General features: G+C 56.4%; 22 protein-coding genes and 1 pseudogene. 14 read left to right on the forward strand and 9 right to left on the reverse strand.

The genetic code is table 11. The annotated features are described in order from the left end of the window. Positions 1–24: 24 nt before the first annotated feature. Genes AAAC48_RS26365 through thrC form a run of 3 tightly spaced genes read right to left on the reverse strand, consistent with a single transcriptional unit; the run spans position 25 to position 3328 of the window. Positions 25–606 carry a GNAT family protein gene (locus tag AAAC48_RS26365; protein ID WP_340657034.1) on the reverse strand — a complete coding sequence of 194 codons (582 nt, stop codon included), beginning with the start codon at positions 604–606 and terminating at the stop codon, positions 25–27. Between the two features lie 18 nt (positions 607–624). Beyond that, positions 625–1920, reverse strand: a complete 1296-nt coding sequence (locus AAAC48_RS26370) for a pitrilysin family protein (RefSeq protein WP_340657035.1) — start codon at positions 1918–1920, stop codon at positions 625–627. Positions 1921–1930: 10 nt separating this feature from the next. Beyond that, the gene (gene thrC / locus AAAC48_RS26375) at positions 1931–3328 is read right to left on the reverse strand and encodes a threonine synthase (protein WP_340657036.1); all 1398 of its coding nucleotides are present in this window, start codon (positions 3326–3328) and stop codon (positions 1931–1933) included. Between the two features lie 145 nt (positions 3329–3473). On the opposite strand from thrC, the gene AAAC48_RS26380 reads away from it, so the two are divergent. After that, positions 3474–4094 (forward strand): hypothetical protein, encoded by a 621-nt coding sequence (locus AAAC48_RS26380; RefSeq protein WP_340657037.1) that lies wholly within the window; start codon positions 3474–3476, stop codon positions 4092–4094. Positions 4095–4143: 49 nt separating this feature from the next. Here AAAC48_RS26380 and AAAC48_RS26385 read toward each other — a convergent pair whose 3' ends face one another. Beyond that, entirely contained in the window at positions 4144–4830 is a 687-nt protein-coding gene (locus tag AAAC48_RS26385; protein WP_340657038.1) for an HAD family phosphatase, read from the reverse strand. Positions 4831–5039: 209 nt separating this feature from the next. On the opposite strand from AAAC48_RS26385, the gene AAAC48_RS26390 reads away from it, so the two are divergent. Further along, on the forward strand, positions 5040–6173 hold the full coding sequence (locus tag AAAC48_RS26390; protein WP_340657039.1) for a site-specific DNA-methyltransferase: 1134 nt from the start codon (positions 5040–5042) through the stop codon (positions 6171–6173). A gap of 95 nt (positions 6174–6268) precedes the next feature. On the opposite strand, the gene AAAC48_RS26395 is transcribed toward AAAC48_RS26390, so the two are convergent. After that, the gene (locus AAAC48_RS26395; protein WP_340657040.1) at positions 6269–6880 is read right to left on the reverse strand and encodes an HAD family phosphatase; all 612 of its coding nucleotides are present in this window, start codon (positions 6878–6880) and stop codon (positions 6269–6271) included. Beyond that, a complete protein-coding gene (gene mutY, locus AAAC48_RS26400; RefSeq protein WP_340657041.1) occupies positions 6877–7956 on the reverse strand; it encodes an A/G-specific adenine glycosylase in 1080 nt (359 codons plus the stop codon). The genes AAAC48_RS26395 and mutY overlap by 4 nt, the downstream gene beginning before the upstream one ends. 85 nt (positions 7957–8041) lie before the next feature. Here mutY and AAAC48_RS26405 point away from each other — a divergent pair, with 85 nt between their 5' ends. The 8 genes from AAAC48_RS26405 to AAAC48_RS26440 all read left to right on the forward strand — a co-directional run bounded on the left by AAAC48_RS26405 (position 8042) and on the right by AAAC48_RS26440 (position 19422). Beyond that, complete coding sequence (locus AAAC48_RS26405) at positions 8042–9352, forward strand: O-antigen ligase family protein (RefSeq protein WP_340657042.1); 1311 nt, start codon at positions 8042–8044, stop codon at positions 9350–9352. Positions 9353–9396: 44 nt separating this feature from the next. Then, a complete protein-coding gene (locus AAAC48_RS26410; protein WP_340657043.1) occupies positions 9397–10371 on the forward strand; it encodes an NAD-dependent epimerase/dehydratase family protein in 975 nt (324 codons plus the stop codon). 29 nt (positions 10372–10400) lie between these two features. Further along, positions 10401–10901 (forward strand): DciA family protein, encoded by a 501-nt coding sequence (locus AAAC48_RS26415; RefSeq protein WP_340657044.1) that lies wholly within the window; start codon positions 10401–10403, stop codon positions 10899–10901. A gap of 149 nt (positions 10902–11050) precedes the next feature. Further along, positions 11051–11755: a DsbA family protein gene (locus AAAC48_RS26420; protein WP_340657045.1), complete on the forward strand. Its 705-nt coding sequence runs from the start codon at positions 11051–11053 to the stop codon at positions 11753–11755. A gap of 84 nt (positions 11756–11839) precedes the next feature. Next, positions 11840–15298, forward strand: coding sequence for a chromosome segregation protein SMC (smc, locus tag AAAC48_RS26425; RefSeq protein WP_340657046.1), 3459 nt, complete (start codon positions 11840–11842; stop codon positions 15296–15298). Between the two features lie 158 nt (positions 15299–15456). Then, the gene (ppdK, locus tag AAAC48_RS26430; RefSeq protein ID WP_340657047.1) at positions 15457–18126 is read left to right on the forward strand and encodes a pyruvate, phosphate dikinase; all 2670 of its coding nucleotides are present in this window, start codon (positions 15457–15459) and stop codon (positions 18124–18126) included. A 73-nt stretch (positions 18127–18199) separates the two neighbouring features. Continuing rightward, positions 18200–18949: a polysaccharide deacetylase family protein gene (locus AAAC48_RS26435; RefSeq protein ID WP_340657048.1), complete on the forward strand. Its 750-nt coding sequence runs from the start codon at positions 18200–18202 to the stop codon at positions 18947–18949. A 290-nt stretch (positions 18950–19239) separates the two neighbouring features. Further along, positions 19240–19422 carry a DUF5110 domain-containing protein gene (locus AAAC48_RS26440; protein ID WP_340657049.1) on the forward strand — a complete coding sequence of 61 codons (183 nt, stop codon included), beginning with the start codon at positions 19240–19242 and terminating at the stop codon, positions 19420–19422. Between the two features lie 277 nt (positions 19423–19699). On the opposite strand, the gene AAAC48_RS26445 is transcribed toward AAAC48_RS26440, so the two are convergent. Together AAAC48_RS26445 and AAAC48_RS26450 are read right to left on the reverse strand one after the other, a co-directional pair. Then, positions 19700–21100, reverse strand: coding sequence for an aminotransferase (locus AAAC48_RS26445; protein ID WP_340657050.1), 1401 nt, complete (start codon positions 21098–21100; stop codon positions 19700–19702). Between the two features lie 224 nt (positions 21101–21324). Next, the gene (locus AAAC48_RS26450) at positions 21325–22176 is read right to left on the reverse strand and encodes a hypothetical protein (protein ID WP_340657051.1); all 852 of its coding nucleotides are present in this window, start codon (positions 22174–22176) and stop codon (positions 21325–21327) included. 311 nt (positions 22177–22487) lie between these two features. Here AAAC48_RS26450 and AAAC48_RS26455 point away from each other — a divergent pair, with 311 nt between their 5' ends. Continuing rightward, on the forward strand, positions 22488–22799 hold the full coding sequence (locus tag AAAC48_RS26455) for a hypothetical protein (RefSeq protein ID WP_340657052.1): 312 nt from the start codon (positions 22488–22490) through the stop codon (positions 22797–22799). Between the two features lie 203 nt (positions 22800–23002). Then, entirely contained in the window at positions 23003–23800 is a 798-nt protein-coding gene (locus AAAC48_RS26460) for a DUF1499 domain-containing protein (protein WP_340657053.1), read from the forward strand. Positions 23801–24044: 244 nt separating this feature from the next. On the opposite strand, the gene AAAC48_RS26465 is transcribed toward AAAC48_RS26460, so the two are convergent. Then, positions 24045–24947, reverse strand: a complete 903-nt coding sequence (locus AAAC48_RS26465; RefSeq protein ID WP_340657054.1) for an MBL fold metallo-hydrolase — start codon at positions 24945–24947, stop codon at positions 24045–24047. A 103-nt stretch (positions 24948–25050) separates the two neighbouring features. Between AAAC48_RS26465 and AAAC48_RS26470 the strand changes: the two genes are divergently transcribed. After that, complete coding sequence (locus tag AAAC48_RS26470; RefSeq protein ID WP_340657055.1) at positions 25051–25638, forward strand: biotin transporter BioY; 588 nt, start codon at positions 25051–25053, stop codon at positions 25636–25638. A 353-nt stretch (positions 25639–25991) separates the two neighbouring features. Next, positions 25992–26116, forward strand: a pseudogene (locus tag AAAC48_RS26475) (allantoinase); the annotation flags it as partial.

Consider the following 26116-nt stretch of genomic DNA (forward strand, 5'->3'; position numbering starts at 1 on the left):
GCCACCGATACAACCTTTACTTGATTAGCGCCGCACATCGTCTTCAATCAGCGAGAAGAGCAGATGGTCTTGCCACATACCGTTTATCTTGAGGTAGGAGCGTAGCAGTCCTTCCCTCTGAAATCCGGCTTTTTCGAGAAGGCGGATTGATCTTTCGTTGCTTGGAATACAGGCGGCTTCCAATCGGTGCAACCGTACCTTGGTGAAAGCATAGGGTATAAGCAGGCCAAGCGCCTCACTCATATAACCCTGTCCCGCAAAGGGCTCACCGATCCAGTAGCCGATCATACCATTCTGGCCAACACCACGCCGGATATTCCCCAGCGTTATTCCACCGAGAAGGCGCGAATCCGAATTGCGAAACAGAAAGAACGGATGGGCCGTGCCGGCGGCGGCTTCTTCGTCATAGTGCCGAACCCGGTGACGGAATGCGCCGCGCTCGAGATCATCGACCGCCCAAAGTGGTTCCCATGGCGACAAGAATTCACGGCTTTGGGCACGAAGTGCGGCCCATGCCCGATAGTCGGAAAGCTGCGGTGGACGCAGATAGAGCCGCTCGCCCTGCAGGGGCGGCGAAGCGCTTCTCAGGAAGGGCAGGGCGATCATGGCCTTGTGTTGCCGCCGTCAGACCGCGATTTTTCGTGGACTGGAGGTTGGAGTTGCCAGCCCATGGCGGACGTCGGCATATTTCATCAACGAACCGACCGGACCTACGGCGGCTATTGTCGGCGTGGTGTCGAGGAAAAGGCGGCCGGCGAGATCGGTCAAACGCTCCGTCGTAATCTTTGACAGCCGTTCAACAAGCTCCTCCGTCGACACGGGATGACCGTAGAGCAGCATCTGGCGGGCGATCTGCCCCGCTCTGCTGGCTGCGCTTTCGTGCGACATCAACAGGCTGGCACGATATTGCGCCCGCGCTCTGTTCAACTCTTCCTGGCTGACATTGCGCGCCGCTTCGTGCAACTCGTTGATGATGACGGGAACGAGTTTCTTGAGATGGTTGCGTCCGGTTGCGGCATGAATGCCGAAAACGCCCGTATCGGAAAAGCCCCAATGGAACGCGTATACCGAATAGCAAAGACCACGCTTTTCACGCACTTCCTGAAAGAGCCGGGAAGACATGCCGCCACCAAGGATCATCGCCAGCAATTGCGAGGCATAAAAGTCTCGAACATGATAGGCACGGCCTTCAAATCCGATAACAACCTGCGCGTCCATCAACTCGCGTTGCTCGCGGAAATCACCGCCAACATAATGAGATAGGTCCGGCTCCGGCGCGGTGGATTTCGATCGGAATGAGCCAAGACGTTTCTCGACCTCCCGTACGAACTCGTCATGTTTTACACCGCCAGCCGCAACGACAACCATGCGCTCGGCACTGTATTGTTCGTCCATGTAACGGCGAAGGTCAGCGGACGAAAATGACTGGACGGTTTCCGGTGTCCCGAGGATGGTCCGGCCGATCGTCTGCTGTTGAAAAGCTGCTTCGGTAAAACGGTCGAAAACCACATCGTCAGGGGTATCGTGGGCTGCACCGATTTCCTGCATGACCACGTTTTTTTCACGTTCCAGCTCTTCGGCATCAAACTTGGAACTGGTCATGATGTCAGCGAGAATATCGATTGCGAGAGGCATGTCATCGCGCAAAACGCGGGCATAATAAGAGGTGGTTTCCACGCTGGTGGCTGCATTGATTTCGCCGCCTACATCTTCGATGTCTGCCGCGATTTGCCATGCCGAACGGTTTTCAGTTCCCTTGAAAGCCATATGTTCGAGAAGATGCGCTATACCGTGCTGGTTGCTCGCCTCGTTTCGCGACCCTGCCTTGACCCAAATGCCAAGGGCTACACTCTCCACATGCGGCATTGTCTCTGTCGCAATCGTCAGACCGTTGGAGAGGCGACTGATTTCAACGCCCATTCAATGCTCCTTACCTCGCCGCTCTTGAACGTCGGCTGACATACTCTTCCACATTTTTGAGGTCGTTGGGAAGTACCGTATACTGTTCTTTTCGTTCCATGAGGTCGCCGAGCCAGAATGGGAGGTCCGGATGCACACCACTTGCGGCCTTGACGGCATCTGGAAATTTAGCCGGATGCGCAGTAGCAAGCACGACACTCGGTACGGCGGATAGGATTTTTTCCCGTGCCACCTTCAACCCAATGGCCGAGTGCGGATCGAGCAAATAGCCGGACTGCTGCAGAACGTCCTTGATCGCTTCAGCCGTTTCCGCCTTTGTGGAGCGTCCAGCGTCAAATTCGGAACGGATTTTGGCAAGGGGCGTATCAGCGATGGCAAAACTGCCGGATTGTTTCAGGCCGTCCATGAGACGGCGAACCGCAGCTGCGTCCCGGCCATGAGCCTCAAACAACAAGCGCTCGAAATTCGATGAAACCTGAATGTCCATGGAGGGTGACGTCGTATGCAGCACGCCGCGCGTCGCGTAATTTCCGGTCTCGATCGTGCGGGTCAAAATATCGTTATCGTTGGTTGCAATGACCAGGCGGTCGATCGGGAGGCCCATACGCTTTGCAACGTAGCCTGCGAAAATATCGCCGAAATTTCCGGTAGGAACCGTAAAGGATACCGGACGATCTGGGCTGCCAAGAGATACGGCGGCTGTGAAATAATAAACAATCTGCGGCATTATCCGCGCCCAATTGATCGAGTTGACCCCGGAAAGCGAAAGTGAATCGCGAAATGCCAGGTCATTGAACATGCCTTTAACCAACGACTGGCAATCGTCGAAATTGCCTTCGATGGCCAATGCGTGGACATTCGGGGCAGCCGAGGTAGTCATCTGCCGCTGCTGCACAGGCGAAACGCGGTTGTGTGGAAACAGGATGAAGATATCGGTACGATCCCGATTGGCAAATGCCTCGATGGCAGCGCCACCAGTATCACCGGAAGTCGCACCGACGATCGTGGCCCGCTGTTCCCGTTTGGTCAGGATGTAGTCCATCAAACGTGCCAGAAGCTGCATCGCCACGTCCTTGAAGGCGAGCGTCGGGCCGTGGAACAGCTCCAGTACAAACTCGTTGGGCCGAGTCTGGACAAGGGGGCAGACGGCCTCATGGCGGAATGTACCGTAGGCTTCATGCACCATGCGCTCGAAGTCGGCCTGATCAATGTCCCCGGCGATAAACGGCGTCAGGACATGAATGGCGATGTCGGCATAGGATTTTCCCCGCAGCGAGCGAATGTCGGCGGCAGAAAGCTGTGGAAATTCCTGCGGGAGATAGAGGCCGCCATCCCGGGCAAGGCCTGTCAGAAGCGCATCGGAAAAGCCCAAAACAGGAGCTTCACCACGGGTACTTACATATTTCATCTCATTCGCCTCTTATCTCTTGCCAGCAAATGCTGGTGCAGCGTCCGCCTAAAAAAGGCTGCAAAGCCCCGTCGCATTATTCCTGTACCGTTGGTATAGAACACGTTCGTTCGTCAAGGTTCGTTCTTCCAGGAAAGTTCAGTTCATGAAGTCAGAAACACAAAAATCTCTGCCCTTCTATCAACTTTGCGCCCCATTTTGTGCAATGATTTTTGCCGTGGGGCTGAGCGGGTGTTCCACGAGTGGCGGTGGCACTGTCGACCCCAACAGCCCAAAAGCCCAAGCAACCGCGGAAGCACAGAAGCGCATCACGGCAACCGAATTGCTGGCGTTCTGTCCCACGGTGACAATCCGCGAAGGCACATCCGTATTGACGAATTACGGAAAATCCTCTGACAAGACACCGGAAAATTTGATCTACCAGGCATCGATTTCCGACCAGACGCGTTCGTGCCAGTCAACTGACGGCACCATGACGATGAATGTTGCGGTCGCCGGCAAGATTGTGCCCGGTGCAAAATTCTCACCAGGCTCAGTCACTCTGCCGATACGTGTTGCGGTCATACAGGGCACGGATGTTCTCTACTCGAAGCTGATCAAGCAGGCGGTTTCCGCAACCGACAGCGGTGCCGCGACGCAGTTCGTTTTCAATGATCCAAATGTGACATTCCCGAAGCCGACTGTGCAAAACATTCAGGTATTCATTGGGTTCGACGAAGGTCCGCAAAGCACTGATACGAAAGCAAAGTCGAAGAAGAAAAAGTAAAAAAGCTGGCACGGGTGCCGGCCTTTTTTGGTGCGTCCGGTCGTTCCTGCTAAACCGTCTCCGACCAAATCGCCATGGCTTCAAGAACCGCTGGCAAGTCGCGGTGCCTGCTGATGACCGTTTCTGCACCGGCATCGGTCAGCTTGTCGGCGTGGCCTGGATAGGTATGGGCGCCACCGGTAAAACCGACTACCCGCATGCCAGCAGTTTTTGCAGCATGAACGCCGTGGCTGGAATCTTCGATCACGATGGCACGTGCCGGATCAATCTTGAATTGCTTCGCCGCGAACAGGAACACATTGGGATCCGGCTTCGGCCTCTGTGTGCCGACTTCGCGGGCCGAGAAGATATGCGGTGCGAAGAGGTCGTAGAGGGTGCTCTGTTCGAGCATCATCTTCAGTGACGAACTGATCGAGTTCGAGGCCACGCATTTCGGATAATTTAGAGCTGCAATGACCTGTTCCGCGCCTTCGATGACGTTGAGTTCGTTACGCAGCTTGTGATCCATCTGCCGTGCAGATTCTTCGATGAGCGATGCCGAAATTGGAATTCCAGATTCCTTCTCAACCTGGAGGAGGATGTCGGTCCAGGTCAGGCCGGCAAAACGCTCTGCAATGGCCTCAGCTTCAATCGGGTAGCCGGACTGTGTCAACAGCTGTGACTCGACTTCAGCGGCGAGAATTTCTGAATCGACGAGCACGCCATCGCAGTCGAAAATAATGAGCTGTGGTTCCATAGGTCATACCTGTTCGTGAAAAATTGCTGCAAATCGCTGCAGCCGTGGGTCAATTGGGGGGATTACCGGCATCGACTACACTCTTATTGCCGTTGCGTCAAAGAAAAGCGGCCCAAGCGGATCATCGATTTCATCTGCCCTTAACGCGATATTTACCCTGCGCAGTAACCATAAGGATCAGTAAAGCGTCTCCAGTAATCGAGTATCTCATGTCCGTTGTTCGTCTCGTGAATGAACTGCCCCAGGCAGCGCCGCAATCGTCCTGGCTCGACACTATTCTCAAAGGCGACTGCGTTGCCGCCCTTAATCGCCTGCCCGATCATTCGATCGATATCATCTTCGCCGATCCACCCTACAATCTTCAGCTCGACGGCGACTTGCATCGCCCGGATCAGTCGAAAGTGGATGCCGTCGACGACCATTGGGACCAGTTCGAAAGCTTTCAGGCTTACGATGCCTTCACACGAGCTTGGCTTCTGGCTTGCCGCCGAGTGCTAAAGCCGAATGGCACGATCTGGGTCATTGGCTCCTATCACAACATCTTCCGGGTTGGGGCTACCATGCAGGATCTCGGATTCTGGATGCTCAATGACATTATCTGGCGCAAGAACAATCCAATGCCGAATTTTCGCGGGCGCCGTTTCCAGAATGCCCACGAGACGATGATATGGGCATCGCGCGATCAAAAATCAAAGGGCTATACATTCAACTATGAGGCGATGAAGGCTGCCAATGACGACCTGCAGATGCGGTCTGACTGGCTCTTTCCCATTTGCACCGGTGCGGAGCGTCTGAAAGATGAGAATGGCGACAAGGTACACCCAACCCAAAAACCGGAAGCCCTGCTGGCCCGCATTCTCATGGCTTCATCGAAACCAGGCGACGTCATTCTCGATCCCTTCTTCGGATCAGGAACCACGGGTGCGGTTGCAAAAAGGCTCGGACGCCACTTTGTCGGCATCGAGCGCGAGCAAAAATATATCGATGCTGCGACGGCTCGTATCGCTTCGGTGGAACCATTAGCCGGCGCCGAGCTCACCGTCATGACTGGCAAGCGAGCAGAGCCGCGTGTCGCCTTTGGCAGTATCATTGAATCCGGCATGTTGAAGCCCGGTGCAATTCTCAGCGATGCACGGCAACGCCATGCAGCGATCGTGCGAGCCGACGGAACGGTGACAAGCGGTGGCGAAGCCGGTTCGATCCATCGCATGGGCGCAAAGGTGCAGGGCCTGGACGCTTGCAACGGCTGGACATTCTGGCACTTCGAAGAGGCGGGCGTGCTCAGGCCGATCGATGAACTGCGTAAACAAGTCCGCAGCGGCATGATGTCTGCCGGGGGCTAGGTATCCGATCGGACGAGGACCTCCAGTGCCGTTCTGATCCCGAATCGCCCGGAGGTTGCTCCGGGCGTTTCGTCGTTGTGCAGCAGTCGGTGATATCAGACCCGAACGCCGAGATTGTTCAGATCGGCTTTCAGCGTTTCGGGATTGACGAACTGCAGCGATTGCCAGCCCGCGGCCTTGGCGCCAGCAACGTTCTTCGGGCTGTCATCAATGAACAGCGTCGCCGAAGGCTCCAGATCGAACGCGGCTACGTGGTGGTCATAGATCGCCTTGTCCGGCTTGATCAGTCCGATGTCGCCTGAAACCGTGACGCCGCGGCTCTCCGTCAGGAAGGGGAAGCGTTCCCAAGCTTCGCGCAGCGTGTCTGACGCGAAATTGGTCAGCATCGTCACGTCATGGCCATCGGCCAGCAGCTTGCGCATGATCACCACGCTGCCATCGATCGAATGCGTGATCATCTGGTGCCAATTCTGTCGGAATGCCCTGATTTGATGTTCGCGGTCGGGAAAATCGGCGATCAGAAGCGCCTCGGCCTCGGACCATTTTCTGCCCCGGTCCTGTTCGACGTTCCAGTCATGGGTGCAGACATTGTCAAGAAACCATTTGCGTTCCGCAGCGTCGGGAATGACATCCCGGAAAGCTGCAGCCGGGTCGTAGTGAATGAGAACCTGGCCAATGTCGAAAACGATATGCTTGACTGATGTCATTCGTATTTCCCTTTTCTTGCGAATGCGTCTGGAATGGCCGCAGCAATGGCCTTTTTCATGACGGTGGGCAACGCCTCACCGGCTAATTTTTCGACCTTGACCCACCAGCCATCCGTACTGGCGTGTTTGTGTACGCCTTCGGCTGTGTAGATTTTGAGCCGCAGTTCAAAGTGCGTAAACACATGCGAGATACCACCTGCGGAAATCCAGTCCGCAGGAAAAGGCGCTGCATTCAATCCTGTTTTTCCATCCGAGCGCGCGGTCCATTCCGTCGTCGGCACTTCAGCCATGCCGCCAAGCAGGCCTTTCTCTGCCCGGCCTCGCAGGTAGATCTCATTGTTGGTCGATACAGCAACGAAGGCGGCGCCAAGACGAATAGGCTTTTCCTTTTTTTGTGCCTTCACCGGAAAGAATTCCGGGTCTGTTGTTTGCAGCGCCCTGCAATTGTCGTTCAGAGGACAAATGACGCAGGCCGGTCGCCTCGGTGTGCAGATCGTGGCCCCTAAATCCATCATCGCTTGCGCAAAATCACCAGGCCTTGCATTGGGGGTGATCGCCTGCATGCGGGTCCGGATCTCCGGCTTGGCGAGGGGAAAGGGCGTTGCCAGTGCGTAGAGCCGGGCAATCACACGCTCTACGTTGCCGTCAACCACCGCGATAGGAAGATCAAAGGCAATCGACGCAATTGCTGCCGCCGTATAGTCGCCAATACCGGGTAGCGATTTGAGCTCGGCCAGATCAGAAGGAAAACTTCCTTCAAATTGGGAGCAAATGATGTCGGCGCATTTCTTGAGATTTCTGGCGCGCGAGTAATAGCCAAGACCTGCCCAGGCGCGCAGCACGTCATCCTGAGTGGCGGCGGCCAGAGCCCTTACTGTTGGCCATTTTTCGGTGAATGTCCGGAAATATGGCTTGACCGCTTCGACCGTCGTCTGCTGCAGCATAATTTCGGACAACCAGACCCGGTAGGGATCGGCAAGAACGCCTGCCAGGTGCTCGCGCGGCGAAATGCGCCATGGTAGAATTCGATGATGAGAATCATACCAATGGAGTAGATTGACTGTTATTGGTTGCATCAATTCCAAACTGCGCTACACGGGGCTCTGACAGTTCTTGCAAAACGGTTGCGAGCGTGAAATTCAAGAATATTCGGAATCATAGATGCTTCCAGATCAGTTTAGCAAGGCTCTGATGCTCCCCGCCAAGGGGCATTTTGTCGGTATCGATCGCAACAACCGCCTCTTTACGTTTCTGTTTGCGCTTTTTCCCGGCTTGTTGGCTAGCGGAACTTCGGTGACACTGGTGCTGGCATTTCTTTGGGCGTTGATTTCGCTGGCAACAAAGCGATTTACGTTCAGCCTGACCAGGACAGACAAGATCGTCGCCTGGTGTGTGACCTTCTATGTTCTGGTCACGGTCTTTTCAGTTGCCGTTCATCCCAATGTCGCAAAAGGTGGACCATATATTATCAAAATGATCCCCTTCCTTGCGATTTGGGCGATATTGCCACGTCTTCGCGCAGGCCTTGAGGGGCGGCTGATACCATTCCTGATCACCGGCGCTGGCATTGGCATGATCGGCTCACTCGTCTTCAGCATCATGCAAATCGCGTTCCTCTCGGCGCGCGCGGAAGGTGGGGCGGGAAATGCTGCCGTATTCGGCCTCTTCACCGTGTTGTTTGGCTGCATTTCATTGCTCAACGCGCATTCAGACAGCAAAACCGAGCGCTTCATCGCCATAGCCGGGTTCGCATGCGGACTGGTGTGTGCCTTTCTCTCGGGTACGCGGTCGGCCTGGCTGGTCATGCCCTTTAACTTCGCCATTTTGTACTGGTATTTGCGCGGGCAATCGCTGCCGACGCTCACCAATGCGGTGAAGGTGGTTGGAAGTGTTTTGATCGTCGCGGTTGTGGCCATCGCAGCGATGAAAGTGAATGAGCGTTATCATGCTTTGGAGGCCGATATCGTTCAACTGGAAAAGCAGCCAGACAATGTCAGTTCGTTGAAAGCCCGATTGCTTCTTTGGTCTGCCGCTGAAAGGGCATTTCTCGATTCGCCGCTGATCGGGCAGGGCCCGCAAAACCGTATGCCTGTCGTCTACGAGAAACTGAATCTGCCGGCTGATAAGCAAATGACCTTTACCCACGTTCACAACGGGTTTTTGAACGCCGCCGTCGACAGTGGCATTCTCGGGGTTCTCGGGATTTTGGCTCTGCTGGCGTCCCCAATCATCGCCGCGCGCAACAAGGAGCCGGGACCCGGACGCGATCTCGCGATAGCCCTCGCGCTCCTGCTTGTGACGAGCTATGTCATTACCGGCATGTTCGGGATCATGTTCGGGCATGATGCAACAGACGCTGTTTTCATCTATCTCACAATCATGATCTCCTGGATGCAGGGAACGTCGCCCTACCTGTCGGTGCCCAAAGTGGCACGTCAGGCGGATGCCGACGCGATTGCCTTGAGTGTTTGAAGGCCACTAGCGAGCAAATAGAATCAGATGAGATCAGGTATCAAATGAAGGCCATTGTTACAGGAGCAGCAGGCTTTATCGGGTTTCACGTATCAAAGCGGCTTGCCATCGAGGGCTTTGATGTTGTCGCGATCGACAATCTCAATGATTATTATCCCGTAGCGCTAAAAAAAACACGGCTGTCTGCTCTGGATGCCCAGCCCAATATCCGCTTTGTTCGGGCCAACATTGCCAACCCCGGTGATCTGGCAGCAGCAATAGCTGGCGACACCGACGCCGACGTGATCGTACATCTCGCGGCCCAGGCGGGCGTGCGCTATTCTGTAGAAAACCCGGCTGCCTATGTAGATGCCAACGTTCACGGGCAGGTCACCGTCTTCGAGCAGGCGCGAAAAATGCCGAAACGGCCGCCGGTGGTCTATGCAAGTTCGTCATCCGTCTACGGCGCGAACACGAAAGTGCCATTTTCGGAAAGCGATCCTGTCGATCATCCTGTTTCGGTCTATGCAGCAACGAAGCGCTCGGCTGAACTTCTTGCTCATTCCTATCGGCATGTTCACAAGGTTGCGTCGACCGGCCTGCGCTTCTTCACAGTCTACGGTCCCTATGGCCGCCCGGACATGGCGCCATGGCTTTTTACCGATGCGATTCTGAAAGGAGAGCCGATCAAGGTCTATAACCACGGCCGCATGGAGCGAGACTTCACCTTCATCGGCGATATCGTCAATGGTGTTTTTGGTGCAGTGAACCGCATACTGGCAAGTCCAGAAGAAACTGCTCCGGTCTACAATCTGGGCAACAACAAGCCGATTGCTCTGATGCGGTTCATCGAAGTAATTGAGAAGGCGTGTGGCCGTGAGGCCATCAAGCAACTTGCGCCGATGCCGCCTGCCGATGTCGAGCGTACTTACGCAGATATTGATTTGGCCGCGCGCGATCTCGGGTTTTCGCCCGCTACGTCCTTGGAAGAAGGTATACCTTTGTTCGTAGAATGGTTTCGCGGCTATAATGGTCGCTGAATTTTCCTCTGGAACGGTGACGTGGTCAAATGAGTGACGACCGCAGCCAAAAGGGTTTTCGGCCGTTAGCTGACCCTGCAGCGGGCATCCTCGATCCGGTACTGCGCAAGCGGGCAGGGATCACCATAGAACTTGTTCAGGCTTGGGAAGAGGTTGTTGGCACAGCTCTGGGAGAATTTTCGCGGCCGCTGAAGCTGGTTTGGCCGCGCCGGGCGCATGAGGATGACCCGTTTCAGCCCGCAACACTGGTGATTGCCTGTCAAGGTTTTACGGCCATGCGTGTTCAGCACGAGACCGGCGAAATCATCAGCCGGGTCAATGCATTTCTTGGATTTGCGGCCGTTGGGCGTATCAAGATTGAACAGAAGCCGGTGACTTCTCCTGCTGCAAAGAGGCGTGCTTTGCCTTCAGTCGATGCCGAGACGGCAAAGAAGATCAGTCGCTCGGTCGAACCAATCGAAGATGAAAGTCTTCGCGAGGCGCTGCAACGTCTTGGTCAAAGCATCCATGCAGAAAAGACCAAACGATAGGGTCCGGACCCTCAGCCGCCATGCCGATGATTTCATTGGTATTGGATCACGAAAAATTCAAAGACAGAACGGATGCTCTGCCTTAAAGAGACTGGCATGAGGCTTTAACGAGTCACTCGAACCATCAACACCGGAGACAGGTGATCCTTATGACTGAATTGCTGACCCGCAGAAAAATTCTGACACTTGCCGCCGTTTCCACGGCCGCCATGGCCTTAGCTGCCGGCAGCGAGGCATGGTCAGAAGATGCCCCTGCGACACAAGTGCCGAATGCACCAGGCGCAAAGGCCCCGCCATCTGCCGGTACAGTCGACGAGGCCAAACTCCTTGCCCCCGGCACCTTGAAAGATATGGTGATGGGCAAGGCCGATGCGCCGGTGACAATTGTCGAATACGCGTCGATGACCTGTCCGCATTGTGCACACTTTGCAACGACAACGCTTCCCACCATCAAGGAGAAGTACATCGACACCGGCAAGGCGAAGCTCATCCTACGCGAATTCCCCTTCGATCCGCGCGCTGCCGCAGCCTTTATGCTGGCGCGTTGTGCGCCGGAAGAGCGCTACTATCCGCTTGTCGAAGTGCTGTTCAAACAGCAGGAACAGTGGGCCGGAGCGGCAAATGCAGAAGAACCTTTGCTGCAAATCTCTAAATTGGCAGGTTTTACACAGGAGTCGTTCAAGGCTTGCTTGACGAACCAAAAACTTCTGGATGATGTGAATGCTGTGCGTGAGCGCGGAGCCAATGAATTTGGAGTAAATGCAACTCCGACATTCTTTATCAATGGCACCAGATACTCGGGAGCCCTTTCGGTTGACGAAATGTCGGCGATTATCGACGGTCTGCTTAAGTAACTGCCACTCAGTTTTCGGCGGGCACTTAGCCGTGTCCGCCGCCGGGCCCCTCAACTTTACGGTGTCTGATGGGAAGGGCAGCTGATGCGCTTCACCAAGCTCCGTCTCCTCGGTTTCAAATCCTTCGTAGAGCCCGCTGAATTTGTCATCGAAAGCGGTCTGACCGGTGTTGTGGGCCCCAATGGCTGCGGCAAGTCCAATCTTGTCGAAGCGCTGCGCTGGGTCATGGGCGAAAGCTCATACAAGAACATGCGCGCTTCTGGCATGGATGATGTCATATTCTCCGGTTCAGGCACGAGGCCGTCGCGCAACACGGCCGAAGTGACACTGTTCCTCGACAACCAGGATCGCAGTGCGCCATCGGCGTTCAACAATGCGGACGAACTGCAGGTCTCACGCCGTATCGAGCGCGAGGCGGGCTCTGTCTATCGCATCAATGGCAAGGATGCCCGCGCCAAGGATGTGCAATTGCTGTTTGCCGACCAGTCGACAGGTGCGCGTTCGCCCTCCATGGTGGGGCAGGGCCGCATTGGCGAACTGATACAGGCCAAACCCCAGGCGCGCCGGGCGTTGCTCGAAGAGGCTGCGGGCATCTCCGGTCTTTATACCCGCCGCCACGAGGCGGAGCTTCGCCTGCGCGCTGCAGAACAAAACCTTGAGAGACTTGAAGATGTTGTCGGTGAGCTTGAAACGCAGATCGAGAGCCTGAAACGGCAATCGCGTCAGGCAAACCGCTTCAAGAGCCTGTCCGCAGATATCCGTCGATCCGAGGCGATATTGCTGCATGTGAAGTGGTCCGTTGCCAAGACGCAGGAAGGCGATGCGCAATCGGCGCTTTCGATTGCAACGTCGGCAGTAGGCGACCAGGCGCAACTCCAGATGAATGCCGCCAAGCAACAGGCTATCGGCGCGCACAAATTGCCAGACTTGCGGGACGCAGAAGCCAAGGCTGCCGCTGCTTTGCAACGCCTGACGATCGCGCGCTCGCAGCTCAACGAGGAGGCGGAACGCATACGCGCCCGCCAGACAGAACTTGACAAGCGCCTGATCCAGTTCACAGCCGATATCGCACGTGAACAACAGATGGTGCGCGACAATGCTGATGTGCTTGCGCGCCTGGATACCGAGGAGCGGTCCCTCCACGAGGATAATGCCAATGCTGGCGAGCGCGAAATCGAGACGCGAGCTGAATTTGAACGCGCCGACGCCAAGCTGAAGGAAAGTGAAGCCGCACTGGCCAAGGTCACCGCAGAGCGTGCAGAGGCCTCGGCCGAGCGCGCGCAGATCGAGCGGAATGTGCGCGAAAACGCCGAGCGCCGTGACCGGCTTTCCCGCCAGATGAGCGATGTCGAGCGCGATCTGTCGGCTGTCGCAGCCCAATTCGCTTCCCTCGCAGATCCAGTGGAGAAGCAGGGGCTTGTGGAGGCGGCGGAAGCTGCACTGGAGCAGGCCGAAGAATCCGCGCTCGCGGCGGAGGCGGCTGTGGAGACGATCCGCCAGCAAGAGGCCGCACTTCGGCAGCCCTTGCAGGATGCACGCAGCAATCTCGGTCGAATAGAAACGGAAGCGCGCACTCTCGCCAAGATGATCAATGCCGGCGGTGCCGACCTTTTCCCGGCCGTCGTCGAGTCTGTAAAAGTCGAAAAGGGCTATGAAATCGCTCTTGGCGCCGCGCTCGGTGAAGATCTCGATGCGCCTACGGACAAAAGCGCTCCGGTCTACTGGGGTGAAATCGACAGCCCAAGCCAGGATCCGGCCTTGCCTGCAGGCGTTCAATCTTTGGCTGATGTCGTCCGTGCACCACGGCAATTGGCGCGTCGCCTCGCTCAGGTTGGCATTGTCGATGAAGCCGAGGGTACGCGCCTTCAGGCTGCGCTGAAACCAGGGCAGCGGTTGGTGAGCCGTACGGGCGCACTCTGGCGCTGGGACGGCTATACGGCGAGCGCTGATGCACCTACGCCAGCCGCTCAGCGACTTGCACAAAAAAACCGGCTGGCGGAACTTGATCTTGAGGTCGTCGAGGCAACGAAACGCTTTTCCGAGGCAGAGGCCGCCATTGCCGCAGCGGAGGCAGCCATACGCAGTGGTGTCGAAGCGGAGCGAACCGCACGGGATCACTGGCGCGGCATGCAGCGCGCACTCAGCGACGCCCGCGAAGCTCTGGCCACGGCCGAACGTGCAGCCGGGCAATTGTCCAGCCGCCGCGCTGCGCTTGAGGAGGGTAAAGCCAGACTGGCCGAAACCCTGGAAGAAACGCACGAACAGTTCGTCGAGGCGGAAATACGGCTTGCAGGCGCCGTCGATCTGCAGGAACTCAATATCCAGCTCGCCAACCTGACAAGTGAAGTCGCGCTGGATCGCGCTACTCTGGCGGAAGCGCGTGCGGTCCATGATGGCCTTCGTCGCGAGGCGGACAATCGCATGCGCCGGCTGGAATCGATTGGCTACGAGCGCAAAAGCTGGATCGAACGCGCCGACAATGCCGATCGTCAGATCAAATCGCTTGCCGAGCGACGCCTGGAAGCCGAGCGCGAGGCGGAAAATCTCGCCGGTGCGCCGGACGAGCTCGCGGAGCGCAATCGCCTGCTGCTTTCGCAACTGTCCGAGGCGGAGGCGCTGCGCAAGGATGCTGCTGATAAACTCGCAGTCGCAGAGGCCAAACAACAAGAACTCGATCGAGCTGCAACAGATGCCATCCAGTCTCTGGCGACAGCGCGCGAAGGCAGAGCTCGGGCCGAGGAACGTTTGGCCGCTGCACAGGAACGGCGAAAAGATGCAGAAGCGCGCATTGCAGAAGCGCTGAATTGTGCACCACATGAAGCCATGAAGTTGACAGGATTGGCTCCCGACGACCCCCTTCCGCACGTCGAGGCCACAGAGCGCAACCTTGAGCGCCTCAAGATCGAGCGTGAGCGCCTTGGTGCCGTAAACCTGCGCGCTGAAGAAGAACAGGAAGAACTCTCGGTGCGGCTCGACGCCATCGTCAACGAACGCGAAGACATTATCGAGGCGGTCAAGAAGCTGCGTCAGGCCATCCAGAGCCTGAACCGCGAAGGGCGCGAGCGGCTGCTGGCGGCATTCGAGGTGGTCAATGTCCAGTTCCAGCGGCTGTTCACACATCTTTTTGGCGGCGGCACAGCGGAACTTCAATTGATTGAATCGGACGACCCCCTGGAAGCTGGCCTCGAAATCCTGGCCCGTCCCCCCGGCAAGAAGCCGCAGACCATGACGCTCCTATCGGGTGGTGAACAGGCGTTGACCGCTATGGCATTGATTTTCGCGGTCTTCCTCACCAATCCGGCGCCGATCTGCGTGCTCGACGAGGTGGATGCACCGCTGGACGATCACAACGTCGAGCGTTTCTGCAATCTGATGGACGAAATGGCCTCATCCACCGATACGCGTTTTGTCGTTATCACCCATAATCCGATCACCATGGCGAGGATGAACCGCCTGTTCGGTGTGACAATGGCCGAGCAGGGCATCAGCCAGCTGGTCTCGGTCGATCTCCAGACCGCCGAACAACTGCGCGAAGCGAGCTAAGCCCAGCTGCAAGCCCACCAAATGACAAAGGATTTCAAAGCTTAATGCGGATTTACTCTGCTAATCGATTTGAATGGTGCAATGCAGCATTTTTCTGTGGTGCTTGACGAATTGATCGCGTAGACCTCTCCTATACTCTGGCGGCATGGGAGGCTGCGATGGTGAAGTGGGTTTACACGTTCGGCGATGGCAAGGCGGAAGGTTCTGCCGGTGATCGTAATCTTTTGGGTGGAAAAGGCGCAAATCTTGCCGAGATGTGCTCGCTCGGGTTGCCTGTTCCCCCAGGATTCACGATCACGACCGAGGTTTGCACCTGGTTCTATGAAAACAACCGGCAATATCCCGACTCATTGCAGGCTGAAGTAAAGGCGGCGCTAAACCATATCGCCGGTGTTACCGGCCGCACGTTCGGTGATAAGAGCAAACCGCTTCTGGTTTCGGTACGGTCGGGTTCACGTGCCTCGATGCCGGGTATGATGGACACAGTCCTCAATCTTGGCCTCAATGATGAAACTGTTGAGGCTATTGCTCGCGAAACCGGCGATGCGCGGTTCGCCTATGACAGCTATCGCCGTTTCATCCAGATGTATTCCGATGTGGTTATGGGGTTGGATCATTCGGTATTCGAAGAGATTCTCGAAGACACCAAAGCCAATCTTGGCCATGAGGTGGATACGGCGCTGACAGCTGAAGACTGGAAGGGTGTCATTACGCTCTACAAGGCGAAGGTCGAAGAAGAGCTTGAGGAGCCGTTTCCGCAAGATCCGGAGAAGCAGCTTTGGGGTGCAATCGGCGCCGTCTTTTCCAGCTGGATGAATGCGCGTGCCATCACCTACCGGCGCCTGCATAATATTCCGGAAAGCTGGGGAACAGCCGTCAGCGTTCAGGCGATGGTTTTTGGGAACATGGGCGATCGTTCGGCGACTGGCGTCGCCTTTACCCGCAATCCTTCCACCGGCGAAAAGAAGCTCTACGGCGAGTTTCTGGTCAATGCCCAGGGCGAAGATGTGGTGGCCGGTATTCGCACACCTCAAAATATTACCGAGGAAGCCCGTATAGCTGCGGGGTCAGACAAGCCATCGCTGGAAAAGGTGATGCCAGATGCTTTTGCCGAGTTCTGTGCTGTGTCGGAGCGGCTCGAGAAGCATTACACCGACATGCAGGATCTCGAGTTCACGATCGAGAACGGCAAGCTTTGGATGTTGCAGACGCGCTCCGGCAAACGAACTGCCAAAGCGGCGCTGAAAATTGCCGTGGAGATGGCCGATGAAGGCCTGATTTCGCGCGAGGAAGCTGTCCTGCGGATCGATCCAGCATCGCTTGATCAGCTTCTCCACCCGACGATCGATCCCAATGCAAAACGCAATATCATCGGGAATGGCCTTCCGGCATCGCCCGGCGCGGCGACGGGTGAAATTGTTTTCTCGTCGGAAGATGCCGAGCAACTGAAATCGGAAGGGCGCAAGGCAATTCTTGTTCGTGTCGAGACAAGCCCTGAAGACATTCACGGCATGCACGCCGCTGAAGCCATTCTTACTACGCGCGGCGGTATGACCAGCCACGCGGCCGTCGTCGCACGCGGCATGGGCAAGCCTTGTGTGTCGGGCGCCGGTTCGTTGCGCGTCGACTATCGCAATGAAACGCTGCTCGCCATGGGCGTTGTCTTGAAGAAGGGCGATATCATCACCATTGACGGCGGCACTGGCCAGGTCTTGAAGGGTACTGTGCCGATGCTGCAGCCGGAACTTTCCGGCGATTTCGGCAAGATCATGGAATGGGCGGATGGAGCGCGGCGCATGAAGGTGCGCGCCAATGCCGAAACACCGAACGATGCCCGCATGGCTCGTTCATTTGGCGCTGAAGGGATTGGTTTGTGCCGCACGGAACACATGTTCTTTGAGGGCGAGCGCATCGTCGCCATGCGCGAAATGATCCTCGCGGACAACGAGAAGGGCCGACGCGTAGCGCTCGACAAGCTCTTGCCGATGCAGAGGTCTGATTTCGTTGAACTATTCGAGATCATGAACGGTCTGCCGGTGACGATCCGTCTGCTCGACCCGCCCTTGCATGAATTCCTGCCAAAGACGGAAGAGGAAATCGCCGAAGTTGCGGCAGCCATGAATGTCAACGCGGAAAAGCTGCGCGAGCGCACGGAAAGCCTGCATGAATTCAATCCGATGCTCGGGCATCGCGGCTGCCGGCTTGCAATTTCCTACCCGGAAATAGCTGAAATGCAGGCCCGCGCGATTTTCGAAGCGGCGGTCGCAGCGGCCAAATCGACCGGTGCGCCAGTGGAGCCGGAAATCATGGTGCCGCTCGTCGGGCTTCGTGCCGAACTCGATTTCGTCAAAGCACGTATCGATGCGGTGGCTGCCGATGTAATGAAAGAAGCGGATATCAAGATCAACTATCTCGTCGGGACGATGATCGAGCTGCCGCGCGCGGCAGTCCGCGCCCATTCGATCGCCGAGGTCGCTGAGTTTTTCTCGTTTGGCACCAATGATTTGACCCAGACGACCTTCGGAATCTCGCGCGATGACGCCTCTTCCTTCCTGATGACGTATCAGACGAAAGGCATCATCGAGCAGGATCCGTTCGTGTCGATCGACGTTGATGGCGTCGGGGAGTTGGTGCGGCTTGCGGTTGAAAAAGGCCGAGCAACCCGTCCTGGCATCAAGCTTGGCATTTGCGGTGAACATGGCGGCGACCCGGCATCGATCCATTTCTGCGAGGAAACCGGGCTGGATTACGTCTCCTGCTCGCCATTCCGGGTGCCAATCGCCCGACTGGCAGCGGCGCAGGCATCGGCAAAACCAAAGAAAGCTTGAGAGCGGACTGCCATAAATATGCTTGTTTTCGCGCGCCTTCTCCGCGTCAATTCCAATGGACATGGCGAGAATCGTGCGCACAGCTTCTGCAATATTAACTGCTTTCCTGCTCGTCGTGCCCCTTGGCCACGCCACGGCAAATGATCATGCGCGTTTCGTCGAGCCCAAACTCTACATTGCCAAAGGTGGTGCTGTAGCGCCGCAGGTTGCGTTGACTCTGGATGCATGTTCCGGCCAGACCGATATGCGCATCCTGAACACGCTGGTGGAAAACCATATTCCGTCGACGATTTTTGTCACCGGCCGCTGGTTGAAACGCAATGCCGAGGCACTGGCCGTTCTGAAAGCACATCCTGATCTGTTCGAACTGGAAAATCATGGGCTGAACCATATTCCGGCGATCGACAACCAGCCGACAATGTTCGGGTTGAAAACTGCCGGCTCGCCAGCCGCGATCCGCGCCGAGATTGAAGGCGGTGCCAATGCCATGCAAGGCGACACGATAGCGAAGCCGGTCTGGTATCGCGACGCCACGGCCCGCTATAGCGACGATGCAATCACACTGATCCACACGATGGGTTATCGCGTCGCAGGCTATTCGCTGAATGCAGACATGGGTGCCTCGCTGTTGGCCGGGCAGGTGGAAAAGCGCATCTCGGCCGCCAAGGACGGCGATGTCATCATCGCCCATGTCAACCAGCCCACCCGTGTGGCTGGCGAGGGCGTGGTGAAGGGTATTTTGGCCCTGAAGCAAAAGGGCTTCCGTTTCGTTCGTCTGGAAGATGTTCAGGAAACCGATCAACCCGTTCGACCAGGGGTCTGATAACCGGGTCCTTTCTCCGACAAATATTTATACGACTATCAAAATAACTAGCCTTTAGGATAATTGACAGGACTGCCTGGATTGTGTTCCTTGCGGTGCGCTCGTTGCGCGACACCTTGGGAGGGGCGTATTTGCCTGGAAATTTGACGGTTTAGACGATGTTGCGAGCTACAATCTCGCGCAGATTATTTTTAATGATCCATTCTTTTTACAAGCAATATCAAGCCTGATGTGAGGAAAAATCGATCGAGTACAGTCATGCCCTGATGCCAGCTGTGCGGCAAACGCCATTGAAACAGCTCGACGTCGAGGTCTACCCGGATACCAAACTTACGTCATTCAAATATTACAATAACGACGGCAAGACCTACGACTATGAAAAAGGCGTCTATTTCAGCCAGCTGTTTTCAGCGAAGAGATCCGACGGCAGGTTGAGTTCAATGCCGATACGCCAGAGGCACCTACAAACCTGAAACCAGTCCTATCTGGTGAAAATCTATGGTTCGACTGCAAATGCGGTCACGGTCAACGGCCAGCCGGCAACGTCATTCGGTACATTGGATGCGCTGAGGAATGCGACCGGTAGAGGCCGGGCAGCCGGCAACGAAACGCCATCAGTCGGGCGGGATGGGCAAAACGGTCCGGTGACATATATCCGGATAAATGCGGGAGAGAACCAGAACATCGTTCTCACTACACAATGACAAGACCAGAAGGGGCGGTGAAAACTGCCGCCCCTTCTTCTTGATTTCAAACAATTATTGCGCGCAGCCCGTTCTTCTGCACATAGGCCTCGGTATCGGCCAGTGCTTTTTCGAAGCGGTTGAACAGCTCGTTGAGTTCGTCTTCGGTGATGATCATGGGTGGGCAGAAGGCGATGGAATCGCCGATCGCGCGGAGCACTGCGCCGTGCGCCTCAAGGAAGCGCGCGAGCTGTGCAGCGACGCCATGGGCCGGATCGAAGGAACGCTTTGTCGCCTTGTCGGCAACGAGTTCTGCCGCGCCCATCAGGCCGGAACTGCGCACGTCACCAACCAACGGGTGGTCCTTGACCTTGTTCAACCGCGCTTCGAAGGTTGGCGTAAGCCTTTGGACATATTCAGCAATATTGCGGCGCTGATAGATCTCGATCGCTTTTACGCCGAGCGCGCAGCCAACCGGATGCCCGCCATAGGTGAAACCATGACCGAAGGTGCCGAGCTGGGCGCTGTGGTCGACATAGGCCTGGTAGACATGCTCCGGCACCAGAACTGCACCTAGCGGCGCATAGGCAGCGGTCAGCTGCTTGGCGGCGGAGATGGTCGTCGGCGTCATGCCGACGGTCTGACTGCCCCACCAATTGCCCGTGCGGCCAAATCCGGTGATCACCTCATCGGCGATGATGAGAATATCATACTCGCGCAGGATGGGTTCAATGGCGGCGAAATAGCCGGAAGGCGGAACGATAACGCCACCCGCACCCATGACGGGCTCGGCGATGAACGCCGCAATTGTCTCCGGCCCCTCGCGTTCTATCATGTCTTTCAATGACTTGGCGATACGGGAGACAAACTCCGCCTCGCTTTCGCCCTCAACGCCGAAGCGATAATAATGCGGGCATTCGGTATGCAGAATGCCCTCAACCGGCAGATCCCAGCCCTTGTGGTTGCCAGGCAGGCCAGTCAGTGACGCGGCCATGACTGTCACGCCGTGATAGGCTTTGACGCGGGAGATGATCTTCTTCTTGTTCGGCCGGCCAAGCGCATTGTTGTAGTACCAGGCAAGCTTGACCTGCGTGTCATTGGCCTCTGAGCCGGACGAGGTATAGAACACTTTCGAAATCGGCACCGGCGCGATTTCCTTAAGCTTTTCAGCAAGTTCGATGGCCGGCTCCATGCCCTTGCCACCAAAGAGGTGGTAATAGGGCAGGGTCCGCAACTGTTCGGTGGCAGCCTCGATCATTTCCTCATCGCCAAAGCCAAGGCCCGCACACCACAGGCCGGACATGCCCTCGATATATTCCTTGCCCTGGGTGTCATAGAGATAGACGCCCTTGCCATGGCCCATCACGAGCGGGCCCGCTTCCTGAAGCTTGTGGATCGGCGTATAGGGATGAAGGATGGCGTTGATATCGCGCTGCTGGACATTGGTGAGGGGGTGGCTGTTCGCCATTTTGGCACTCCGGCTTTGAGGGTTGAGCAACCTTAGCTGGACTTGTCGTCAAGCGCAAAGCCGTGGTCGCAAGAAATCCTCCTTGCAACCGAACTAACCAAAAACTCAACTCAAGGCGCAGAAAACCGTGCCAGAATCCGCGATTCGTGTGTGAAAATCGGCAACTTCTGCGCGAATTCTCACCATTCTTGCGCAAAATCTTCGCAGGAACGGGCAAGCGGTGTTCAAGGCCGCAACCCTTTCATGATAGCGGCAAAATCCGTGCCGAGCTTGTTGAGGAGGGTGGCCTCATCCTGCTCGGATGTCACGGTCAAACTGGTCCCATCCTTGCCAAGCATGACGAACACGGTCTGGTCGGTCGTGCCATCGGAAACGGAGATCGCGGCGATCCGCTGCTGCTCGCTGTCTTCCGGGGCTCTGATATTAAAGATCACCTCGCCATTGACGAGTTCGGCCGCTTTCCGCAGCGCACCTTCGAAACCGTCGGCAACAATATCCTGTGCGCCAAGCGCCAGTTCAATTTCTACAACTTCAAGCGAAACCGCTTTGCCAGCTTCAGGCATTCTCTCCGGCCTCGTCATTCTCATTTGCGATAAGCGGTTTGCGTTCCGCCCTCTGTTTCCTACCGTTTGGGATTTAGCCCAAATCACCTCCACGATGATGTCAGCTATGTGACAGCCGATCCACTCATAAAGTGTAAACGGCTTAAATGTCGTGCTGCGAGATTTTACATGCGGCAGGTATTCAACACCAGAGGTCCGCATCACCCTTTGCGCGGGCCGGATCAAATATGACGCACGACCTTTTTTTCCACATTGAATTTCGAGTTTGTTCTGTTGGAGCAAGATTTTGAAACATCGCTTTTGCCTGTTATTCCCATTGATTTTGATTTCGGCCTGTAATGGATCGGAGGCCAACACAGAGGACACCGTTTCCAGGTCTACCTTTGATGCGGTGAGCGCAGAGCTTGAGCAAACAATGATTTCAATCGAAGCGCCAACACGATGGTGATGGAAAAACTTGTTGATGAATCCAAACCGGTCAATATTTGACGCGAAAGAAAAAGCAGACTGCACTGAAACTACCTGCCTTCAGTCCTGACATTGCCGCTGTTAACGCAGATCCGCTGACCAAACAGCCGGTTCTTGTCAAGGACAAGGTGCGCTGCGAGGTATTGCCGGTCAGCTATGACTTCCAGGTTTTCGTCAAGTATGGAACTCATACGGACGGCAACGCGAGTGGATTGGACAATCAGAAATCCCGGCCCTCTTAGCGCATCATTCTATGTCATCCCATATTCGAGGTCTGACAGCCCCTGGCTCTGTAGCGTTGAAGGCGTAAAGACCGGCGGCGCCAATCGAAGTATCGGACTATGCCCAGATCATAGGTGGTTCAACCGCAGGACTATGCGCACGTCATTCACGGCCCCAATGGCTATTTGTTCGAATTCAGGGGCAACTCCCTCGATACATTGCAGATGGCGCTGCCCAATATTGTCGACGTAAACAAGGTGGGCGATGACGGAAAGAAGCTCCGGCTTGTCTTCGATAAAAGGCCTAACGCCAGTGGTAAACTGAAACTGATCAATGCCTATACGGGTTGTGAGGAAGTGATCCAGAACGGCAAGGAAAGTGTTGAAATCACGACGATAGACGGCTGGTACGGATGTTGCCTTCGTCGACGGAACCAACAGCAATAGCTTCCTGCGCCGCTGTGCGGGCCATGTTGAAAACGGCAAGATCAGCAAGAGCGACCCGGCAATCGGATTGCAATATGGTGAGGTGGGCGGGTCTACAAGGCGCTAACGGCATAAAGCGGAGCGCGCGGTTCAACTGCTTGCTTCGTTTCGAATATGGTAATAGCTGTTCTGCATAACCGAAGACCAGCTCATGCCAGGATTCCATGCGAACGCATTTTCGACGCCGCCAATCGATTTCGGCCAAATGGTCGGTCCGTGTAGCGTTTCTGTCGGCGATTCTGTTCGTGCTGTCCGGGCTCGGTCATCGCTTCGAACGCATAGAGACGCCGGAATTCCTCTGGCTCCTTGCGATTGTTGCGGGGCTGGCGCTGCTTGCAGTTCTGCTCAGCGTCAAGGGCTTCACAAGTGTCTGGCGGCGAGGCGACCGCGGATTCCCCAGCGCATTCTGGGGCGCCGTGATTGCGATGGTCGTATTGGCGCCATTTGCCGGCACGCTTTATCAGGCGCTCGCTCTTCCGACGATCTACGACGTCTCGACCGACATCACCGATCCGCCAGATCTGTTCGCTGCAGGGCAGCGGACGGAGCGGATGAATCCGCTCGTCAACGATGAAGCGAGCCGCGGCGTTCAATCGAGTGCTTATCCGCAAGTGACCGGCCGCCGCTACGAGGGCTCACCTGACCGGATCCTGACGGCCGTCAACACCGTCATCTCCAATAATGGCTGGACGATCGTTCAGCAAAAGGGTGAGCCGGGCGAGGATGAGGAAATCCTGCTTGAAGTCGTGGCAAGGACCTGGCTTCTGGGGTTCACGAGCGATGTGGTTATCCGCCTCTCCGATGAGGGCGAAACCACCTATGTCGATATGCGCTCGGTCTCCCGCTACGGCATCCATGATCTCGGCGAGAACGCCGACCGCATCACTGCTTTCATGACGGCGCTGGATGCGGAAGTGCAGGGTGCACAGCCGGAAGAAGAGACGACCCAGCCGGCCCAGTAATGGAACGTCGCCGCGCTTATCTCCCCTTGCGGGGGGCAAAGGCGGGCGAAGACCTGTGGCTCGCCCCGGTAGCGATTTCAGCATCTTGGCCCTTGCGCTGGAAATCGCCAGAGAGGGGATTTGGCATGGTGCGCTTCAAATCCCCTCGCTTGGATTTTCTAAGGATTTAGCAAGGACTAAATCCAAGAAAACCCTTTCTCTCCCCCAAGGGAAGAGATGATCGGCATCGATCGCGGGGCGTAATTCAAATCCAATAGACCCCATCGATCGCGGGGTTTCCCCCGGTCTGCACCAGGCCACGATCGACAAGGTCCTCAAGATGCGCGAGTACCGAGAGAGCCGCAGCGCCGTGCAGCCTTGGGTCGGTCTCGCGATAGATCACCCTGACCATATCGGCAATGGTGCGGTCCCCAGCCTTCACACGCTCGATTATCGCGCGCTCGCGCATTTTCCTGTGGGCTTTCAATCCGCGTACAAAGGTCTTGGGCTTGGTCACCGGGCCGCCATGGCCGGGAAAGTACACACGGTCATGCCGTTGCGACAGGCGGTCAAGCGAAGCCATATAGTCCGACATCGAACCGTCCGGCGGCGCAACGATGGAGGTTGCCCAGGCCATGACATGGTCGGCGGAAAACAGGATGCCAGTCCCTTCCAGGGCAAAGACCACATGGTTTGCCGTGTGCCCGGGTGTGTGGATGGCGCGCAGTGCCCAGCCGTCGCCTTCGATCAGCATGTCATCCGGCACCAGCACATCGGGGACGAATTCCGTATCGCCGCTGGCATCGAGCAGGTTGACCTCACCGATGTGCAAGGCGCGAGCGGGGCGATGCGGGCCCTCGGCAACGAGGATGGCGCCAAGTTCATCCTTCATGACCGTCGCGAGCGGCGAGTGGTCGCGATGGGTATGGCTGACGAAGATGTGGCTGACCGGGCGCCCCGCGATCACTCGCAGCAGCGTCGCATGATGCGCATCGTCGATGGGGCCGGGGTCGATCAGCGCCAGCGTCTCCTTTCCGACCAGGTAGGAATTGGTGCCATGGAAGGTGAAGGGGCTCGGATTATTGACCGTGATTCGCTTGACATTGGCCGCAATATCGATGGCTTCGCCATAGCGCGGCGCAAATGTACTGTCGAAAACGAGAGACATCGATGGATAGTACCTTCATGGGTCTTTCGACGTATTGCAGTGCGTCATAATCCCCAATATACGTTTTCATCATAAGGCGAAAGCTAGTCCGGAGGATAAGAAGATGATCGCTGCTCAAACCCGCTCCCTTGCCCAGGAGTTCCAGCCGGAAGGCCAGCTCGCCAAAGCTATCTGGTACGTTTCGCTCGCTCTCGCCGGTACTGCGCTGATGACCCTGGCTGCCAAGACCAAAGTCGACATGGTTTTCGTCAACGTCACGTTGCAGACTTTCGCCGTCTTCGCCATCTCAGCAGCCTATGGCTCGCGTCTCGCCGTTGCCACCATGGCGCTTTACCTGTTTGAGGGCGCGCTCGGCATGCCTGTGTTCACCGGAACGCCGGAAAAGGGTATTGGCCTTGCCTATATGGTTGGACCGACGGGCGGTTATCTCCTGGGTTTCGTGGTTGCCGCATGGATCATTGGCCTCGCCTCGGACCGGGGCTTTGCCCGCAATCCGATTGTGCTTGGCCTGGCGATGCTTGCTGGCGAAATCGTCATTCTTGCCATGGGCTTTCTGTGGATGGCCTACCTTTTCGGCGTTGAACAAGCCTTCACCTACGGTGTCGGCCCGTTCATCGTTGCTGACATCCTGAAGCTGGCTCTTGCGGCTGCCGCTGTTTCGGCTGTTGGCTCGGTGTTTAAGCGCCGTTGATCGCGGATAATTGCGCCGTCATCGACAATGAGCGAACGAAGCTGCTGGCCAGCGCGCTTGACCGGCGATCGACAGCATGCTTCGCCGCGGGATTCATTACACCAACGGCTGCAGCCGGTTTCTCCATTACCACTTCGTTCTCAACGATAGTTTGGATTCTTGCCGGTTCTGCATTACATTTAGCGGCGCGGCTGGTTTTGAAAAGGACTGAAAGCATGAACTTCGCCCAGGCCTTCTACCTCTTCATACTTCCTGTGACTATCGCTGCCGGCGGGTGGATGGTTGCGTTGCTCCATGTACGCCATAGCCGCAAAGACAATAAGCCAAAGCACTCGCACTGATCGGCGCTTCCCTTGTCTCACTATCCCCGCAATCTGATAGGCTACGGCCGCAATACGCCCGATCCGAAATGGCCGGGCGGCGCGAAGATCGCCGTGCAATTCGTGGTCAATTACGAGGAGGGCGGCGAGAGCTCGAT

The organism is Phyllobacterium sp., from assembly GCF_037994405.1.
Taxonomy (GTDB): domain Bacteria; phylum Pseudomonadota; class Alphaproteobacteria; order Rhizobiales; family Rhizobiaceae; genus Phyllobacterium.

Excerpts from the sequence above, each read along its gene's own strand:
- AAAC48_RS26365 (WP_340657034.1), bottom strand. The coding sequence starts at position 606 with ATGATCGCCCTGCCCTTCCTGAGAAGCGCTTCGCCGCCCCTGCAGGGC.
- AAAC48_RS26370 (WP_340657035.1), bottom strand. The coding sequence starts at position 1,920 with ATGGGCGTTGAAATCAGTCGCCTCTCCAACGGTCTGACGATTGCGACA.
- thrC (WP_340657036.1), bottom strand. The coding sequence starts at position 3,328 with ATGAAATATGTAAGTACCCGTGGTGAAGCTCCTGTTTTGGGCTTTTCC.
- AAAC48_RS26380 (WP_340657037.1), top strand. The coding sequence starts at position 3,474 with ATGAAGTCAGAAACACAAAAATCTCTGCCCTTCTATCAACTTTGCGCC.
- AAAC48_RS26385 (WP_340657038.1), bottom strand. The coding sequence starts at position 4,830 with ATGGAACCACAGCTCATTATTTTCGACTGCGATGGCGTGCTCGTCGAT.
- AAAC48_RS26390 (WP_340657039.1), top strand. The coding sequence starts at position 5,040 with ATGTCCGTTGTTCGTCTCGTGAATGAACTGCCCCAGGCAGCGCCGCAA.
- AAAC48_RS26395 (WP_340657040.1), bottom strand. The coding sequence starts at position 6,880 with ATGACATCAGTCAAGCATATCGTTTTCGACATTGGCCAGGTTCTCATT.
- mutY (WP_340657041.1), bottom strand. The coding sequence starts at position 7,956 with ATGCAACCAATAACAGTCAATCTACTCCATTGGTATGATTCTCATCAT.
- AAAC48_RS26405 (WP_340657042.1), top strand. The coding sequence starts at position 8,042 with ATGCTTCCAGATCAGTTTAGCAAGGCTCTGATGCTCCCCGCCAAGGGG.
- AAAC48_RS26410 (WP_340657043.1), top strand. The coding sequence starts at position 9,397 with ATGAAGGCCATTGTTACAGGAGCAGCAGGCTTTATCGGGTTTCACGTA.
- AAAC48_RS26415 (WP_340657044.1), top strand. The coding sequence starts at position 10,401 with ATGAGTGACGACCGCAGCCAAAAGGGTTTTCGGCCGTTAGCTGACCCT.
- AAAC48_RS26420 (WP_340657045.1), top strand. The coding sequence starts at position 11,051 with ATGACTGAATTGCTGACCCGCAGAAAAATTCTGACACTTGCCGCCGTT.
- smc (WP_340657046.1), top strand. The coding sequence starts at position 11,840 with ATGCGCTTCACCAAGCTCCGTCTCCTCGGTTTCAAATCCTTCGTAGAG.
- ppdK (WP_340657047.1), top strand. The coding sequence starts at position 15,457 with ATGGTGAAGTGGGTTTACACGTTCGGCGATGGCAAGGCGGAAGGTTCT.
- AAAC48_RS26445 (WP_340657050.1), bottom strand. The coding sequence starts at position 21,100 with ATGGCGAACAGCCACCCCCTCACCAATGTCCAGCAGCGCGATATCAAC.
- AAAC48_RS26460 (WP_340657053.1), top strand. The coding sequence starts at position 23,003 with ATGCGAACGCATTTTCGACGCCGCCAATCGATTTCGGCCAAATGGTCG.
- AAAC48_RS26465 (WP_340657054.1), bottom strand. The coding sequence starts at position 24,947 with ATGTCTCTCGTTTTCGACAGTACATTTGCGCCGCGCTATGGCGAAGCC.
- AAAC48_RS26470 (WP_340657055.1), top strand. The coding sequence starts at position 25,051 with ATGATCGCTGCTCAAACCCGCTCCCTTGCCCAGGAGTTCCAGCCGGAA.